The sequence below is a fragment of the Streptomyces sp. NPDC096193 genome (genome assembly GCF_040302905.1).
GTDB lineage: Bacteria > Actinomycetota > Actinomycetes > Streptomycetales > Streptomycetaceae > Streptomyces.
On the sequence record NZ_JBEOSJ010000016.1, the window covers coordinates 110,248 to 126,650 of the forward strand.

Annotated in this window: 16 protein-coding genes and 1 tRNA gene; 3 read left to right on the forward strand and 14 right to left on the reverse strand. The window is 71.1% G+C overall.

Annotated elements, in window-relative coordinates; translation table 11 throughout:
* Positions 1-9 precede the first annotated feature (9 nt).
* The 4 genes from ABTX78_RS23095 to ABTX78_RS23110 form a co-directional block, all read right to left on the reverse strand.
* Positions 10-1,026, reverse strand: coding sequence for a 1-aminocyclopropane-1-carboxylate deaminase (locus ABTX78_RS23095; protein WP_352208681.1), 1,017 nt, complete (start codon positions 1,024-1,026; stop codon positions 10-12).
* A gap of 16 nt (positions 1,027-1,042) precedes the next feature.
* Positions 1,043-1,762: a GntR family transcriptional regulator gene (locus ABTX78_RS23100; RefSeq protein ID WP_352208682.1), complete on the reverse strand. Its 720-nt coding sequence runs from the start codon at positions 1,760-1,762 to the stop codon at positions 1,043-1,045.
* A 51-nt stretch (positions 1,763-1,813) separates the two neighbouring features.
* Positions 1,814-3,400: a TROVE domain-containing protein gene (locus tag ABTX78_RS23105; protein ID WP_352208683.1), complete on the reverse strand. Its 1,587-nt coding sequence runs from the start codon at positions 3,398-3,400 to the stop codon at positions 1,814-1,816.
* A gap of 235 nt (positions 3,401-3,635) precedes the next feature.
* Positions 3,636-3,711, reverse strand: a tRNA-Asn gene (locus ABTX78_RS23110).
* Positions 3,712-3,867: 156 nt separating this feature from the next.
* Between ABTX78_RS23110 and ABTX78_RS23115 the strand changes: the two genes are divergently transcribed.
* On the forward strand, positions 3,868-4,635 hold the full coding sequence (locus tag ABTX78_RS23115; RefSeq protein ID WP_352208684.1) for an SDR family NAD(P)-dependent oxidoreductase: 768 nt from the start codon (positions 3,868-3,870) through the stop codon (positions 4,633-4,635).
* A 252-nt stretch (positions 4,636-4,887) separates the two neighbouring features.
* Here ABTX78_RS23115 and ABTX78_RS23120 read toward each other — a convergent pair whose 3' ends face one another.
* Positions 4,888-6,342: a hypothetical protein gene (locus ABTX78_RS23120; RefSeq protein ID WP_352208685.1), complete on the reverse strand. Its 1,455-nt coding sequence runs from the start codon at positions 6,340-6,342 to the stop codon at positions 4,888-4,890.
* Positions 6,343-6,647: 305 nt separating this feature from the next.
* Between ABTX78_RS23120 and ABTX78_RS23125 the strand changes: the two genes are divergently transcribed.
* A complete protein-coding gene (locus ABTX78_RS23125; RefSeq protein ID WP_352208686.1) occupies positions 6,648-8,486 on the forward strand; it encodes a DUF8508 domain-containing protein in 1,839 nt (612 codons plus the stop codon).
* 125 nt (positions 8,487-8,611) lie between these two features.
* Here ABTX78_RS23125 and ABTX78_RS23130 read toward each other — a convergent pair whose 3' ends face one another.
* On the reverse strand, positions 8,612-9,325 hold the full coding sequence (locus ABTX78_RS23130; protein ID WP_352208687.1) for an antibiotic biosynthesis monooxygenase: 714 nt from the start codon (positions 9,323-9,325) through the stop codon (positions 8,612-8,614).
* Between the two features lie 76 nt (positions 9,326-9,401).
* Positions 9,402-10,106, reverse strand: a complete 705-nt coding sequence (locus ABTX78_RS23135) for a DUF4232 domain-containing protein (RefSeq protein WP_352208688.1) — start codon at positions 10,104-10,106, stop codon at positions 9,402-9,404.
* Positions 10,107-10,245: 139 nt separating this feature from the next.
* Between ABTX78_RS23135 and dapA the strand changes: the two genes are divergently transcribed.
* Positions 10,246-11,133 (forward strand): 4-hydroxy-tetrahydrodipicolinate synthase, encoded by an 888-nt coding sequence (gene dapA, locus ABTX78_RS23140; protein WP_352208689.1) that lies wholly within the window; start codon positions 10,246-10,248, stop codon positions 11,131-11,133.
* A gap of 47 nt (positions 11,134-11,180) precedes the next feature.
* On the opposite strand, the gene dapD is transcribed toward dapA, so the two are convergent.
* The 7 genes from dapD to sufC all read right to left on the reverse strand — a co-directional run bounded on the left by dapD (position 11,181) and on the right by sufC (position 16,402).
* On the reverse strand, positions 11,181-12,170 hold the full coding sequence (gene dapD, locus ABTX78_RS23145) for a 2,3,4,5-tetrahydropyridine-2,6-dicarboxylate N-succinyltransferase (RefSeq protein ID WP_352208690.1): 990 nt from the start codon (positions 12,168-12,170) through the stop codon (positions 11,181-11,183).
* A gap of 410 nt (positions 12,171-12,580) precedes the next feature.
* The gene (locus ABTX78_RS23150) at positions 12,581-13,132 is read right to left on the reverse strand and encodes a TetR/AcrR family transcriptional regulator (protein ID WP_352208691.1); all 552 of its coding nucleotides are present in this window, start codon (positions 13,130-13,132) and stop codon (positions 12,581-12,583) included.
* The gene (locus tag ABTX78_RS23155; protein WP_502993942.1) at positions 13,132-13,470 is read right to left on the reverse strand and encodes a DMT family transporter; all 339 of its coding nucleotides are present in this window, start codon (positions 13,468-13,470) and stop codon (positions 13,132-13,134) included. Before ABTX78_RS23155 ends, ABTX78_RS23150 begins: the two co-directional genes overlap by 1 nt.
* A 103-nt stretch (positions 13,471-13,573) precedes the next feature.
* Positions 13,574-13,912, reverse strand: coding sequence for a metal-sulfur cluster assembly factor (locus tag ABTX78_RS23160; RefSeq protein ID WP_313947039.1), 339 nt, complete (start codon positions 13,910-13,912; stop codon positions 13,574-13,576).
* The gene (gene sufU / locus ABTX78_RS23165; protein ID WP_313947038.1) at positions 13,909-14,373 is read right to left on the reverse strand and encodes a Fe-S cluster assembly sulfur transfer protein SufU; all 465 of its coding nucleotides are present in this window, start codon (positions 14,371-14,373) and stop codon (positions 13,909-13,911) included. Before sufU ends, ABTX78_RS23160 begins: the two co-directional genes overlap by 4 nt.
* Positions 14,374-14,384: 11 nt before the next feature.
* Positions 14,385-15,641, reverse strand: coding sequence for a cysteine desulfurase (locus tag ABTX78_RS23170; protein ID WP_352208693.1), 1,257 nt, complete (start codon positions 15,639-15,641; stop codon positions 14,385-14,387).
* Positions 15,638-16,402 (reverse strand): Fe-S cluster assembly ATPase SufC, encoded by a 765-nt coding sequence (sufC, locus tag ABTX78_RS23175; RefSeq protein WP_327684871.1) that lies wholly within the window; start codon positions 16,400-16,402, stop codon positions 15,638-15,640. Before sufC ends, ABTX78_RS23170 begins: the two co-directional genes overlap by 4 nt.
* Position 16,403 lies beyond the last annotated feature (1 nt).

Consider the following 16,403-nt stretch of genomic DNA (forward strand, 5'->3'; position numbering starts at 1 on the left):
CGGGCCGCATCAGAACAACGCGCTGTAGGCATTGAGCGCCGGCTGCCCGCCCAGATGGGCATAAAGCACGACAGCCCCGGACCCGATTTCTCCCCGTTCGACCAGGTCGATGAGCCCTGCCATGGATTTACCCTCGTACACCGGGTCCGTCACCATTCCTTCCGTACGGGCCGCGAGTCGCATGGCGTCCAGCGTCGCCTTGTCGGGGATGCCGTAGGTGCCCGCGTGGTAGCGCTCGTCGAGTTCGATCTCCTCGTCCCGCAGTTCCCGCTCCACCCCCACGAGGGAGGCGGTGTTCCGGGCGATACGGCCGATCTGCTCGCGGGTGCGGTCCGGAGCCGCCGAGGCGTCGATCCCGAGGACCCGGCGCGGGCGCCCGCCCGCCTCTTCGAGCGCGGCGAACCCGGCGATCATCCCGGCCTGGGTGCTGCCGGTGACCGAGCAGACCACGATCGTGTCGAAGAAGACGTCCAGCTCCCTCTCCTGTTCGGCGACCTCGTACGCCCAGTTCGCGAAGCCGAGTCCGCCGAGCGGGTGGTCGGAGGCGCCTGCGGGGATGGCGTAGGGGCGGCCGCCGGCCTCCTCGACCTCGCGCAGCGCCTGCTCGAAGCTCTCCTTGACGCCGATCCCGAATCCGGCGCGCACCAGACGGACGTCCGCACCCGCGAGCCGGCTGATGAGGATGTTGCCGACCTTGTCGTAGACCGCGTCCGGCCAGTCCACCCAGCTCTCCTGCACCAGCACGCAGGCCAGCCCGGTGCGGGCGGCGACGGCCGCGACCTGGCGGGTGTGGTTCGACTGGACGCCGCCGATCGACACGAGCGTGTCGCATCCCCGGGCGAGCGCGTCGGCGACGAGGTACTCCAGCTTGCGGGTCTTGTTGCCGCCGTAGGCGAGGGGCGAATTGCAGTCCTCGCGCTTGGCCCACAGCTCCGCTCCGCCGAGGTGGCGGGTGAGACGTTCGAGGCGGTGCACCGGGGAGGGGCCGAACAGCAGCGGATGGCGCTCGTACGACGAGATCGACATGCTGAGCTCCTTCGGGTCAGGGGGCGATGTCCTGTTCGCCGTCGGCCGGCGTGGGGCGGGCCTGGTCTCCATGGACCGCAGCGGTGCCGTCCTGGTCGTCGGCGAGGTCTTCGAGGGAGCGCCAGATGCGTGCGGTGATCCGGGCCGCCTCGTCCGCGTCCCCCGCGGCGCAGGCGTCGATCAGCCGCTCGTGCCGGGCCGCCGACTCCAGCGCGCCCGCCTCGGCGAACCGGCGCCACTCCAGTCGGCGCAGCAGCGGCGTGAAGCGGGCGATCGTCGCAGCGACCGCACGGTTGCCGCAGGTGCGGACGAGCACGTCGTGCAGGTCGTCGTCGGCCCGCAGCGCCGCGCCCACCTCGCCGGTACGGGTGGCCCGTACGAAGCGGTCGTTGGCCTCGCGCATGGCCGTGACGCCGTCCGCCCAGAGCAGGGGCACTCCGGTCCGCGCGGCGAGTTCGTGCATCGCCCGCACCACCACGGCGGCCTCGCGCACGGCCCGCGGGTCGAGCCGGGTCACCCGGGTGTAGCTCTGCGGCTTGGTCTCGACGAGTCCCTCCTCGGCGAGCCGTGCGAGGGCGTCACGGACCGGTGCCCGGGACAGGCCCAGCCGGACCGCGAGGTCGGCGTCGCGCACCGGCTCCCCGGGCGGCAGCTCGCCGCACACGATGGCGTCACGAATGGCCGCGTACGCGGTGTCCCGCAGCAGAGTCCGCCCGACGGGCCGCAGTGCTCCCATGACTGACATGTTAGATGTCAATCTCATGGGAGCACAACAGGGCCCGGACCGTCAGGTGGCCGGGACCCACGGCCAGTCGGCGCTGTGGCCGCGCTCCAGCAGCGGCACCATCCGGAACGCCGCGTCGGTCAGTCCGCCGAAGGTGTGCCGCCTCGGACCACCCGAGGGCGCCTGGCCCGCCCGGTACCCCGCCAGGTTCCAGGTGTAGACCGGCACCTGCGCCGGGACCTGCTCGGCCGGGTCGCCGTAGTGGCTGTACGCGGCCTGCTCGTCGGTGACGATCAGGACCCGGTCGTGGCCCCGGTAGTGCGCCCGTACGGCCCGTGTCGTGTCCGTGCCGCCCAGGTCGCCGAAGCGGCCGAGCACCTTCAGCACCGACTCGCCCCGGCGGTACCTCACCCGGGAGCTGGTCGTACCGAACTCCACCAGGTCCGCGTGGGCCGCCCGCATGGCCACGGCCGCGCCGAACACCGCCGCGGCATCCGCCCGGTTGAGCTCGGAACGCTCCGACAGACGCGCCCACATGGAGCCGGAGCGGTCGACCAGGACGAGCGTCCGGCCCGGCAGCGAGGGCACGTTCGCCAGCGAGTGGCCGAGCGCCTTCTCCAGCGCGTACGACCAGCGCAGCGACGGAGCGTGCTGGTACGCCGCGAGGTAGCGGAAGGGGAACTGCCGCGACCGCGCGACCACTTCGGGGTCCGAGATCTCGGCGGCGACCCGCTCGGCGACCTCGTCGCGGACACCCGCCTCGTCGAAGTTGCGCAGATTGCGGATCAGCGCCATCGGTCCCATCGACGGAATGACGGCCTCCCAGGCCGCCGCGTCCATCGGGCCCTGGAGCCAGCCCGCGAGCGCCTCCCACGTCATGCCCGCCTCGGCGAGACGAGCGGCGCCGTCGGGCGCGGTGACCACCGCGCGCCGCTCGGCGACGGGGGTGGCCATCAGCGCGCGGTGCGCGACGAGCGCGCGGTTCGAGGCGGGCGGCTCGGCGGTGTCCGGGTTGTGCCGGCGGTCGAGCGCGTAACGGAACAGCTCGCCCTGCCACGGCTTCGCCGGATCGGGCGAGGCGTGCACGAGGTTGAGGATGTCGCCGAAGCGGTAACCCCTGCCGGCGGTGTCGTACTTCAGCAGGGCCTTGCCGTTCCACAGGCCGGCGACCGCGTCGGCGATGCCGCGCTTGACGGGCTTGGGCACGTTCCGGCCGTACCGCGAGGTCCAGTAGCCGAGCAGTTCGCCCGGCTCGTCGGGACGGCGCAGCACGGAGGCGACGACCTGACGGTTCGAGGGGCCGGCGGTCACGGACGCGTCGAGCCGCGCCTTGACGTACTCAGCGGCACCGACGATCGAGGCGGTCCGCAGATTGCCCTCGCCTCGCAGCCAGCCGAGCAGGCCCGCGGTCCACTCCGGGTCCTCGACGGAGAGCGTGCGCACGAGCTGCGCGAAACGGCTGTCGCGGTCCTCGCCCGACTCGTAGAAGGTTTGCTGGGAGACGAAGTTGGCCACGGCGAGCAGGAAGAGCTCGGAACGCGCGTCGCGCTCGACGCCCTTGCCGCCCTGATGCGTGCGGATCGTACGGCCGGTCGAGCGGACGGGCGAGGTGGCCGACGCCTTCGCGCCGCGCACATTGAAACGTGCCATGTGAATTCCCCCGAATTCGACGGGGAGGGGCAGCACCGGGGAATGCGGAAAACACTCTCCGCGCCTTTGCGACCCCCGCATGCCGGCCTCCCGAGATCAAAGGTGGCGGCGGCGTGATTTCGTGAAAGGAAGTAGCCGCAGCCTGCGCACCGGGAGGTGCATAAAGCATGTGTCCAGAGGTCGAAGCCGGCGGAACCGACAAGGTGCTCTGCCGTCTGAGCTACATCGGCGGGAAAGCCGATGGCGGGACTCGAACCCGCGACCGCCCCATTAACAGTGGAAGTAGGTCCTGCCTTCGCACCTGGACAGGCATCACTCTAGGAGGCGGCTATGCGGCGGCGCGAAGGGTTTTTCGCTAGCCCCGCCGATGGGGGAACGCATTCGACAGGGCCGGTCGACGGCCCACGCGTGCCATGGCGTACACAGGGCGCAGGCAGACGTCCCGACTCCGAAAGGCCGTGCAGTTCATGACTTTCCCCGCAACCGGCAGGCGCGTTCTCGTCAGCGGTGCCTCCCGGGGCCTCGGCCGCGCCGTCGCGCAGGCTTTCGCCGCCAACGGCGACAGGGTCGCCGTGCACTACGGCTCACGCGAACAGGAGGCGCGGCTGACGCTCGACTCCCTCCCCGGCACCGGGCATGTGCTGCTCGGCGGTGATCTGTCGGACCCGGAGGCCGCGCGGTCGGTCGCCGTGCGGGCGGCGGAGGAGCTCGGCGGCATCGATGTGCTGGTCAACAACGCCGCCGTCAACGAGGCGCATCCGCTCCCCTCGACGCCGTACGAGCGCTGGACGGCCGTCTGGCAGCAGCACGTCTCCGTCAACCTCCTGGCGACGGCGAACCTGAGCCATGTTGCGGCCCGCGGGATGATCGAGGCGGGCACGGGTGGACGGATCGTCAACATCGGCTCGCGCGGGGCGTTCCGGGGTGAGCCGGACCATCCGGCCTACGGGGCGACCAAGGCGGCCGTCCACGCGCTCGGCCAGTCGCTCGCGGTGTCCCTCGCGCCCTATGGCATCGCCGTCGCGTCGGTGGCGCCCGGCTTCTTCGAGACGGAGCGGGTGGCGGACCGGCTGAGCGGCGCGGAGGGTGAGGCGATCCGCGCGCAGAGTCCGTTCGGCCGGGTGGCGTCCGCCGAGGAGATCGCAGCGGCGGTGCTGTGGCTGGCGTCCCCGGCGGCGGAGTGGTCGTCGGGCGCAGTACTCGACCTCAACGGGGCGTCACATCTGCGGACGTAACGCGACGCGGGCGGCCGGGACGGCTGTCGACCGGAACACGGCGGCCGGGACGGCTGTTGACCGGAACACGTCGGCCGGGACGGCTGTCGACCGGAACACGTCGGCCGGGACGGCTGTCGACCGGAACACGTCGGCCGGGACGGGTGTCGACCGGAGCACGTCGGCCGGGACGGGTGCGCCGTGTGAGTCCCAGCCGCTGCCGGCGTCCCCACCGCAGCCCGGCGCGCCCCGACCGCCTCGCTTCGTCCGCGCTCAGGCGCCCGGCTTGGAGCGGGCCTTGAACGCCGCCTTGCGCGCGTCCTTGGCCACCTTCCTGTCCGGGTGCAGACGGCCCATCGCCTCCAGGACTTCCGGCGTCGCCGGGTGGTCCACCCGCCAGGCCGCGTCGAAGAAGCCGCTGTGCTGACCCGCGAGACCCTCCACCAGGCCCTGGAGTTCCTCCAGTTCACCGTCCGCGTCGAGCTGCGCCGCGATCGTGTCGATGGCGAGCCAGAAGATCATCGACTCGGGTGGCGCGGGCACGTCGGAGGCGCCGCGCTCGGCCAGCCAGACCCGTGCCAGACCGCCCAGTTCGGCGTCGTCGAGGACCGCGCGGACCTCGGACTCGGCCTGTGCGCCGACCAGGGTGAGCGCCTGCTGGCAGTGCAGCCGGCGCAGTGGCGCGCCCTTGTCGACGCCCCGGGCCGCGCCGAGCAGTTCGTGCGCGGCGATCGCGGGCTCGCGCCGGGCCAGCCACTGTTCGGTCTCCGCGCGGGCGGCCCGCTCGGGGTACTGCGCGAGTCCGTCGAGCAGGGCGTCGGCGCCCTTGTCCGCGAGGTCTCCCACGGCCGGCGCGTCGATCCCGCCCTCCAGCATCCGCGTGCGGATGCCGTAGAGACCGAGGGGGGTCAGCTTGACCAGCCCGTACCGCGAGACGTCCATCTCGTCGACCGCGGACGGAGCCTCGGCGTCGTCCGGGACCTCGGCCATGAGGGCCTCGTCCACCGGCCGGTACTCCACCAGACCGACCGGCTCCAGCAGCCGGAACTGGTCGTCCAGCCGCATCATCGCCACCGAGACCTGCTCCAGCACGTCGTCGGTCGGCTCGCCCATGTCGTCGGGCACGATCACCGACGCGGCGAGAGCCGGCAGCGGCACGGGCTCGTCGCCCGCGCCGCCGTCGGTGACGGTCAGCAGATAGAGGTTGCCGAGCACACCGTCGAGGAACTCGGCCTCCGCGTCCGGGTCCCAGTCCAGTGCCTCGTAGTCGATCTCGCCGTCGTCGCCGATCGCGTCGGCCAGATCGTCCAGCAGCGGGGCGATCGCGTCGGCGTGCACGGCCTCCAGCGCGTCGAGCCAGATCGCGAGGACGTCCTGCGGCCCGCCGGAGGTGATGAGCGCCAGGTTCTCCCCCGCGGAGGCGGTGCCGTACTCGGCCTCGCCGTCGTCCGGATCGTCGACGTCCACCAGGCCGGTGTCGACGGCGGTACGCCAGGCCTCGCTCGCGTACGCGGGCCCGTCGTCCTCGGTGTCCAGGCCCAGTTCCGCCGCCGCCGCGGCCAGTTGCTCCTCGGCCAGCTCGCCGCCCGCGCCCACTCGGGTGTCCGGGCCCGCCCAACGGGCGAGCTTCACGGCCCTGGTCAGCAGCGGGGTGGCCAGCGCGTCCCGCGCCAGCTCCGCTTCCGAGTGCAGCCGCACCGGCGGCAGGGTGGGGCGGTCTTCGGGCATCTGCTGCTTCTCCTCCGGGCGTACGGGTCCGGGCTGGGGTGACCGCCGCATGCCCGAGAGGCAGGGGCGAGGGCCCGGGGCCGTCCCCAGCGTAGACGTATTTCACCGGGTTTCGCCGCGCTCCGGGAGTACGCACGGGACGGCCGGGGTCCAAGGGAACTCCCCCACGTGGGCGTTCATCCGTCCGTCGGCCGCCGTACACCCGGCGACTCTTGACAAGTGGACTGCTCAGCAAAGAGATTGACGCGCGTAGAACAGCAGTGCAGCAAGCGCATACCCCTCACCCTCGATTCCGGAGTTCCTCGATGCCTTCCTCTGTCGTACCGAGAACGGCCGCCGTCGCGGCCCTTGTCGCCTCCGCGCTGGCCGCCGGCCTACTGGCCGGCTCCTCCGCCTCGGCAGCCGCCGCGGCCGAGACCCGGATCCATGACATTCAGGGCTCCACCCGGATATCCCCGCTCGTCGGGCAGCAGGTCACCGAGGTCGCCGGCATCGTCACGGGCGTACGGACCTACGGCTCGTCGCGCGGCTTCTGGTTCCAGGACCCGCAGGCCGACAAGAACCCCGCCACCAGCGAGGGCATCTTCGTCTACACGGGCTCGACCCCGACGGTCAAGGTCGGTGACTCGGTGCTGGTCTCCGGCACCGTCGGCGAGTTCGTCCCGGGCGGCACCTCCTCCGGCAACCAGTCGCTGACACAGATCTCCCGGCCGACGATCACGGTCGTCTCCGCCGACAACCCGCTGCCGGCTCCGGTCACCATCTCCGGCAGCGCCGTGCCCACGGCGTACACCCCGGCCGGCGACCCGGCCAACGGCGGCAGCATCAACGCCCTGCCGCTCAAGCCGCGCACGTACGCCCTGGACTACTACGAGTCCCTCGAAGGCACCAACGTGCGGGTCGGCACGTCCCGCGTCGTCGGTGCGACCGACGCGTACGCCGAACTGTGGGTGACGGTCAAGCCGTTCGAGAACATCACCGCGTCCGGTGGCACCCGCTACGGCTCGTACACCTCGCAGAACGCCGGCCGGCTCCAGATCCAGTCGCTGACGCCCACCGCCGAGCAGCCCTTCCCCAAGGCGAACGTCGGCGACGTGCTCGCCGGGCGGACCGAAGGGCCCCTGGACTTCAACCAGTTCGGCGGCTACACGCTGACCGCGCGCACGCTCGGCACGGTCGTCGACCGCGGTCTGGAGGCCGAGGAGACCCGCCCGCAGCGCCGGGGCGAACTGGCCGTCGCCACGTACAACGTGGAGAACCTCGACCCTTCCGACCCGCAGGAGAAGTTCGACGCGCTGGCGAAGGCCGTCGTGGAGAACCTGTCCTCGCCCGACATCCTCGCCCTGGAGGAGATCCAGGACAACAACGGCGCGAAGAACGACGGCACGGTCGCCGCCGACCAGACGGTCAAGAAGTTCACGGACGCGATCGCCGCGGCCGGCGGTCCGGCGTACGAGTGGCGCGGCGTGGACCCGCAGAACAACGAGGACGGCGGCGAGCCCGGCGGCAACATCCGTCAGGTCTTCCTCTTCAATCCGGAGCGGGTCTCCTTCACCGACCGCGCCGGCGGTGACTCCACCACCGCGACCGGGGTCGTCGAGGAGCGCGGACGGGCGGCGCTGACGCTCTCCCCCGGACGCATCGACCCCGCGAACACCGCGTGGGAGGCCAGCCGCAAGCCGCTCGCAGGTGAGTTCACCTTCCGCGGCCGTACGGTCTTCGTGATCGCCAACCACTTCGGCTCGAAGGGTGGCGACGAGGCCCTCACCGCCCACCGGCAGCCGCCGAACCGTTCCTCCGAGGTCAAGCGGCTCCAGCAGGCGCAGGCCGTGAACACCTTCGTCAAGGAGATCCTCGAGGCCGACCGCCACGCCGACGTCCTGGTGCTCGGCGACATCAACGACTTCGAGTTCTCGGCGACGACGAAGGCGCTCACCGACGGCGGCGCCCTCTACCCGGCGATCAAGTCCCTGCCCAGGCCGGAGCGTTACACCTACGTCTTCCAGGGCAACAGCCAGGTGCTCGACCAGATCCTGACCAGCCCGTCGATCGACGACTTCGAGTACGACAGCGTGCACATCAACGCGGAGTTCGCGGACCAGAACAGCGACCACGACCCGCAGGTGCTGCGCTTCCGGCCGTGACGCCGCCGTCATGTGATCCCGTGGACCGTTGGTGCGTAGGTCCACTCCCGTGGGCCGTCGCTGCGCCGGTCCCGATCCCGTGGGCCGTCGCTACGCCGGTCCCGTGAGAACCCGTACCACCGCCGCTACGTGCCCGCGCCGAGACTCAGCGCGGGCACGTAGCGGTTCACACCGCCGCCGGTCACGCCGGGGTAGTCGCGGACCTTCTCCCACGCCCCGGTGGGCGAGCCGATGCCCGCGCCCGGCGCGCCCAGGGCCTCGCGGTGCGCGTCGGCGCTCTCCCACTCGGCGTAGTTGAGCACCCGCGTACCGTCCGTACCGATGTGGAAGTGACCGGCGATCCCGCCGGGGTGGGGGTGCGGTTCGCTGTCCAGCGCGACGAAGACGGTGTCCACCCAGTCCCGTGCGCGTTCGGCGCCGGGACCGTCGAACTCGACGTCCACGATCACCACGCAACCCGGCACGCGCCGGTCGTCCCCGCCGAGCGAGGCGCTGCGGTAGAGCTCGTAGGAGTGCAGGCCGAGCCGCTCGATGCCCGGCACGGCGGCGTCGATCTCGGCGTTCCGGTCGTCCCGGAGTGTCCGGACGAACTCCCGGTAGGCGTCCTCGCCGGTCCACTGCGAGTAGTGCAGCAGTGTGCGCCCGTCCTCGCCCCGGTGGACGGTGTACGAGAGCAGTCCGCTGTCCGGCCAGTCCCTGCTCCGCCAGGCCGTGGCGATGGCGTCGATGGTGGCCCGCTGCCGCTCGGGGGTGCCGACGTCCCAGGTCGAGGCCTTGACGATGCCGACACCCGGGCGGGTGAGGTCGGGCCTGGCGTCGGGCTGCACGGTCACGGTCATGGCGATGTCCCCTCGGCTCGGCGCGCCCCTGCGGTGCGCCGCTGGTCCCAGCCTGAAACATCAACCTCGGTCGAGGTCAACCGCCCGCTTCCTCCCGCGGGAGTGCCCAGGCGGTGACGTCCAGCTCGGCCGAGGTGCCGATGTCGAGGAAGAACGGCACGGTCTGCTCCTGCTCCCCGCGGAAGGGCGCGACCACCAGGTACGCCCCCGGCCGGACGGCGTCGAACGAGGTGACCCTGTTGTTCCAGTTCAGGACCGACACGGCGCTCTTGCCGGGTGCCAGTGTCAGAGGCCGCGGTCCCTGGTCCCTGCCGGAGTCCGTGTACGCGTTCGCGCCGTGCGTGACCTTCAGCTTCAGCGCGTCACGGTCCTTGTCGAGGGCACCGATCTGCGGATAGCCCTCGACGCGGTACGGCTTCGTCCCGCAGTTCGTCAGCCGGATCGTCGTGGCCCGCCGCCCCATCGCGGCATCGACGACACCGGTGACGACGGCAACTCCCGTCTCGGGACAGGTGGTTGGCGTGGGCTCCGGGAGCTGCTCACCGTCGTTCGGGGTGCGCGGCGCCGGCACGGCCGAGGGGGGACCGGTGTACGGAGCCGGTGTCCCGGTGAGCTTGTCGGCGTGCACCCTCCAGCGTGGGTCGGGCGACGGGCTCGCACCACTCTCCCCCACACCGCCCGACGCCTCCGCGCATCCCGCGAGTACGAGCGCGGCCACCACCGCGAGCGCCGCTGCCGGCACCGCACCGTTCCGCCGCGCCCCGCCAGTCATGCCAGTCATACCGGGTCCCCTCCCCTGTGACATGTCCCCGGTGGCGATCATGCCAGACGTACGCCGGTCAATTGTTCAGCTCTGCTTGCCCCTCACCCCAAGAAGATCTAAGTAGACCTTCATGGTCCCGCGGGCCGAGACTGCGGGGATGACCACACCGCACCCCTTCGGCCGGGCGCTCTGCGCGATGATCACTCCGTTCACCGCCGGCGGCGGGCCCGACCTGGACGCCGCCGCACGCCATGCCGCCCACCTGGTGGCCGAGGGCTGCGACGGACTGGTCCTCAGCGGCACCACCGGCGAGTCCCCCACCACCACGGACGCCGAGAAGGCCGCCCTGGTCCGGGCGGTGCGCGCGGCGGTGGGCGAGGGAGTGCCGGTCGTGGCGGGCACCGGCACCGCGGACACCCGCCACACGGTGGAACAGGCGCGGGCCGCCGAAGCGGCGGGCGCCGACGGCATCCTGGTGGTGACCCCGTACTACAGCCGCCCGCCGCAGGCGGCACTGGAGGCGCACTTCCGCCGGGTCGCGGACGCCGTCGGCCTCCCGGTGATGCTCTACGACATCCCCGGCCGCACGGGCACCCGGATCGAGGTCGAGACGATGCTGCGGCTCGCGGACCATCCGCGGATCGTGGCGGTGAAGGACTGCGCGTACGACCTGCTCGGTTCCACCAAGGTGATCGCGCGGACCTCGCTCGCCTACTACTCCGGGTGCGAGGAGCTGAATCTGCCGCTGTACGCGGTCGGCGGGGCGGGCTTCGTCAGCACGGTCGCCAACGTCGCCCCGGGGCCGCTGCGCGAGGTGCTCGACGCCTTCGATCGGGGTGACACCGCCCGGGCCGCCCGCCTGAACCAACTCCTGCTGCCGCTCACGGAGTTGATGATGGCCGCCGGACTGCCGGGCACGGTGACGGCGAAGGCCCTGCTGGACGCGGGCCCGGTCCGGGAACCGCTGCAGCCCGCCGGCCGCGAGGCGACCGACGGGCTGCGCAGGGCGTACAACGAGCTGCTCGCCGCCCTCGGCGAGGCGTGAGGCCGGGCCCCTCCCCGGGGGCCGGGGCCCCTCTCCGACAGAAGGCCCTAGTTGTGGCTGTGCAGAACGTCGTTGAGGCCGCCCCAGACCGCGTTGTTCGGCCGGGCCTCGACGGCGCCGGTGACCGAGTTGCGGCGGAAGAGGATGTTGGAGGCACCGGAGAGTTCACGGGCCTTGACGATCTGGCCGTCGGGCATGGTGATGCGGGTGCCCGCCGTGACGTACAGACCGGCCTCGACGACGCACTCGTCGCCGAGCGCGATGCCCACCCCGGCCTCGGCGCCGATGAGGCAGCGCTCGCCGATGGAGATGATGACATTGCCGCCGCCGGAGAGCGTGCCCATCGTGGAGGCGCCGCCGCCGATGTCGGAACCGTCGCCCACGACGACGCCGGCGGAGATCCGGCCCTCGACCATGGAGGTGCCCAGCGTGCCGGCGTTGAAGTTGACGAAGCCCTCGTGCATCACGGTGGTGCCCTCGGCGAGGTGCGCACCGAGGCGGACCCGGTCGGCATCGGCGATACGGACGCCCTTGGGGGCGACGTAGTCCGTCATCCGCGGGAACTTGTCGACGCTGGTCACCTGAAGATGCAGTCCTTCGGCACGGGCGTTGAGCCGCACCGTCTCCAGCGTGTCGACGGCGACCGGACCGAGCGAGGTCCAGGCGACGTTGGCGAGCAGGCCGAAGAGGCCGTCCAGGCTCTGACCGTGCGGCTTGACCAGCCGGTGGCTCAGCAGGTGCAGGCGGAGATAGGCGTCGTGGGCGTCGAGCGGCTTCTCGTCGAGCGAGGAGATGACCGTGCGGACGGCGACGACCTCGACAGCGCGACGGGCGTCGGTGCCGACGGCCTTCGCGGCTCCTTCGCCGAGCAGTTCGACGGCCCGCTCGGCGGTGAGCCGCTCGGTGCCGGCGGGGCCCGGCTCGGCGGTGAGCGCGGGGGCGGGGAACCATGTGTCGAGGACGGTGCCGTCGGCCGCGATGGTGGCGAGCCCGGCGGCGACGGCGCCGGTGGTGCGAGGAGCAGTGGTGTCGGTCATGGGGAAAACCTAACCGGCGCGGCGCCCGCCGGGCGAACCGGTCTCACGTCCCGGTCGGGAGGACCACGGACCCCACGGCTTGCGCGGGCACCGCCCACGCCGGCCACAGCAGACCGGGTGCGTCCGAGTGGAGCGGGCCGCCGACCGGCGGGGCCGGTACCTGCCCGCTGAGGGCGCCCGCCTCGGCGACGCGAGACCGCGAGGACCAGAGGAAGAGGTGGACGCAAGTGACGCTGACGGCGGACTCAAGGAGAGCCCCCAAGGCGAGCAGCCGCACCGATCCGTGGCACCTTCCGCAGCATGGTCACTCAGCCCCGAGTGTCCATGGGGAAGCGACCGGCCCAGCGGACCGGAGCAAGATCAACGGGCGTTGCGCGCGGCGCTGTTCAGCCGAGCGTGCGCGCCGCTGTTCAGCCGGGCGCTCGTCCGCCGATGACGCGGGCCAGCACGTCGCGCGCGTACTCCGCGTCGTACGGCGCGTCGGTGAGGAGCACCTGAAGACAGACGCCGTCCATCAGCGCCATCAGGGCGCGGGCCGTGACGGGATCGGTCCTGCGGGCCAGGATCGCGGCGACCGAGTCGGTCCACTCGGCGGCCACCGGCCGCAGCGCGGGCCTGCGCAGGGCGGCCAGATAGAGCTCGTACTCCAGCTCCACCCCGGTCCGCTCGCCCGAGAGCCACTCCCCCATCAGCCGGGCGAGCTCCGTGGCGAGATCGGCGTCCGGGTCGGCGAGCGCCCGACTGTCCCGTACCGCCGCGCCGAAGCCCTCGTTTGCCTGCCGCAGCGCGGCGACCAACAGCTCGTCCAGAGAGGCGAAGTGGTACGTCGTCGAACCGAGCGGCACATCGGCCTCGGCCGCCACCGTGCGATGGCTGAGCCCGGCGATCCCGCGGCACCCGACCACCCTGATCGCCGCGTCGATGATGCGCTGCCGGCGCTCGGGGTCGTACCGGCGGGGCATCAGTGCGCCCCGCCCACATTCAGCACCACCACTCCGGCGATCACCAGCAGGATGCCGCCGACCTTCACCAAACTGGTCGACTCCCCCAGGAAGATCATGCCGATAGCGGCCACCGCCGCGGTGCCGACGCCCGCCCAGATCGCGTAGGCGGTGCCCACGGACATGGTCTTGAGGGTCTGGGCCAGCAGAGAGAAGGCGATCACATAGCCGATGACGGTGAGCACCGAGGGCCACAGCTTGGTGAAACCGTCGCTGTACTTCATGGCCGTGGTGCCGGCCACCTCCGCCGCGATGGCCGCGGCGAGCAGTCCGTATCCCATGCGTACGAGCGTACACAGCGTTGCGTACGACCGTACACAACGCGCACGCACACATGACGAAGCGGCCGTGTCCACCGGATGGCCCGGCGGTCACGGCCGCTTGTGTCGTACGGGGGACGGATCAGACGTTGAACCCCAGCGCGCGCAGCTGCTCGCGCCCGTCGTCCGTGATCTTGTCCGGGCCCCACGGCGGCATCCAGACCCAGTTGATCTTCAGCTCGTTGACGAGTCCGTCCGTCGCCGACTTCGCCTGGTCCTCGATGACATCGGTCAGCGGGCAGGCCGCCGACGTCAGCGTCATGTCCAGCGTCGCGATGTTGGAGTCGTCGATGTGGATGCCGTAGATCAGGCCGAGGTTGACCACGTCGATGCCCAGCTCGGGGTCGACGACGTCATACAGCGCCTCGCGGACTTCTTCCTCGGAGGCCGGCTTCAGCGCCGCCCCTGCGTTCTCCGTCATGCCGTCTTCCTCTCGGGGCTCTCGCCCAGCGCCTGTGCGGTCGCGTCCTTCCAAGCCATCCAGCTGAGCAGCGCGCACTTCACCCGGGCCGGGTACTTGGAGACACCGGCGAACGCGACCGCGTCCTCCAGCACCTCCTCCATCGCGTCGTCGGGCTCGATCTGGCCCTTGGACTGCATCAGCTCCAGGAAGGTCGCCTGGATCTTCTGCGCGTCCGCGAGGTCCTTGCCGACCAGCAGGTCGTTGAGCACGGAGGCGCTGGCCTGGCTGATGGAACAGCCCTGGCCCTCGTAGCTCACGTCCTCGATGCGGTCGCCGTCGTACTTCACGCGCAGCGTGATCTCGTCACCGCACGTCGGGTTGACGTGGTGCACCTCGGCGTCGCCGTCCCGCAGACCACGCCCGTGCGGGTGCTTGTAGTGGTCCAGGATGACTTCCTGGTACATCGAATCCAGCTTCACGCGTCAGTCCCTCATCCGAAGAAGTTACGGACGTACTCCAGCCCGTCGACCAGTGCGTCGACCTCGGCGGGCGTGGAGTACAGATAGAACGACGCTCGCGTGGTCGCAGGAATTCCGTACCGCAGGCAGACCGGGCGGGCGCAGTGGTGGCCGACACGGACGGCGATGCCCAGCTCGTCCAGGACCTGGCCGACGTCGTGCGGGTGGATGTCACCGAGCGTGAAGGAGATCGCGGCACCGCGGTCCTCGGCCGTCACCGGGCCGATGATCCGCAGACCGGGCACCTCCTGGAGCCGCTTCACCGCGTACTCGGTGATCGCGTGCTCGTGGGCAGCGACGTTCTCCATGCCGATGGCGCTCAGGTAGTCCACCGCCGCGCCGAGACCGACGGCCTGGGCGATCGGAGGCGTACCGGCCTCGAACTTGTGCGGCGCGGGAGCGTAGGTCGACGAGTGCATCGACACCGTCTCGATCATCTCGCCGCCGCCGAGGAACGGCGGCAGGTCCTCGAGCAGCTCCTGCCGGCCCCAGAGCACGCCGATGCCGGTCGGGCCGCACATCTTGTGGCCGGTGAAGGCCACGAAGTCCGCGCCCAGCGCCTGGACGTCGACCGGCATGTGCGGCACGGCCTGCGAGGCGTCGATCAGCACCAGCGCGCCGACCTCCTGCGCACGGCGGACGATCGCGTCGACCGGGTTGACGGTGCCCATGATGTTGGAGACCAGCACGAAGGAGACGATCTTCGTCTTCTCGTTGATGAGCTCGTCGATGTCGGACAGGTCCAGACGGCCGTCGTCGGTGAGCCCGAACCACTTCAGCTTCGCGCCGGTACGCTGCGAGAGCAGCTGCCACGGAACGATGTTGGAGTGGTGTTCCATCTCCGTGATGACGATCTCGGTCTCGTGGTCCACCCGGTAGGGCTCGTCGGCCCAGCCGAGCATGTTGGCCACGAGGTTGAGCGACTCGGAGGCGTTCTTGGTGAAGATCACCTCGTCGCGGCTCGGAGCGTTGATGAAGGACGCGACCTTGTCACGCGCGCCCTCGTACAGCGCCGTGGCCTCCTCGGCGAGGACGTGCACACCGCGGTGGACGTTGGCGTTGTGACGCTCGTAGTACTCGGTGACGGCGTCCAGCACCTGGCGCGGCGTCTGCGAGGTCGCCGCGTTGTCCAGGTACACGAGCTTCTTGTCGTCGTGGAGCACCCGGTCGAGAATCGCGAAGTCCTTGCGGATCGCCTCGGTGTCGAGGAGGCCCGGCAGCTGTGTCACGCGGATACGCCACCCTTCGTGTATGCCTCGTAGCCCTCGGACTCGAGCTTGTCGGCGAGCTCGGCGCCGCCGGACTCGGCGATCCGCCCGTTCGCGAAGACGTGGACGAAGTCGGGCTTGATGTAGCGCAGGATGCGCGTGTAGTGGGTGATCAGCAGCGTGCCGACCTCACCGGTCTCGCGGACGCGGTTGACGCCCTCGGAGACGGTGCGCAGCGCGTCGACGTCCAGACCGGAGTCCGTCTCGTCGAGGATCGCGATCTTCGGCTTGAGGAGCTCCAGCTGAAGGATCTCGTGGCGCTTCTTCTCACCGCCGGAGAAGCCCTCGTTGACATTGCGCTCGGCGAACGCCGGGTCCATGTGGAGCTGCTCCATGGCGGTCTTGACCTCCTTCACCCAGGTACGCAGCTTGGGTGCCTCGCCGCGGATCGCGGTGGCGGAGGTACGCAGGAAGTTGGAGACCGAGACGCCGGGGACCTCGACCGGGTACTGCATGGCGAGGAACATGCCGGCGCGGGCGCGCTCGTCGACGGACATCTCCAGGACGTCTTCGCCGTCCAGAGTCACGGTGCCACTGGTGATCGTGTACTTGGGGTGGCCCGCGATGGAGTAGGCGAGGGTCGACTTGCCGGAGCCGTTGGGGCCCATGATGGCGTGCGTCTCGCCCTGCTTCACGGTCAGGTCGACGCCCTTGAGGATCTCCCGGGGGCCGTTCTCGGCCTCGACGGAAACGTGCAGGTCGCGGATTTCAAGCGTTGCCATG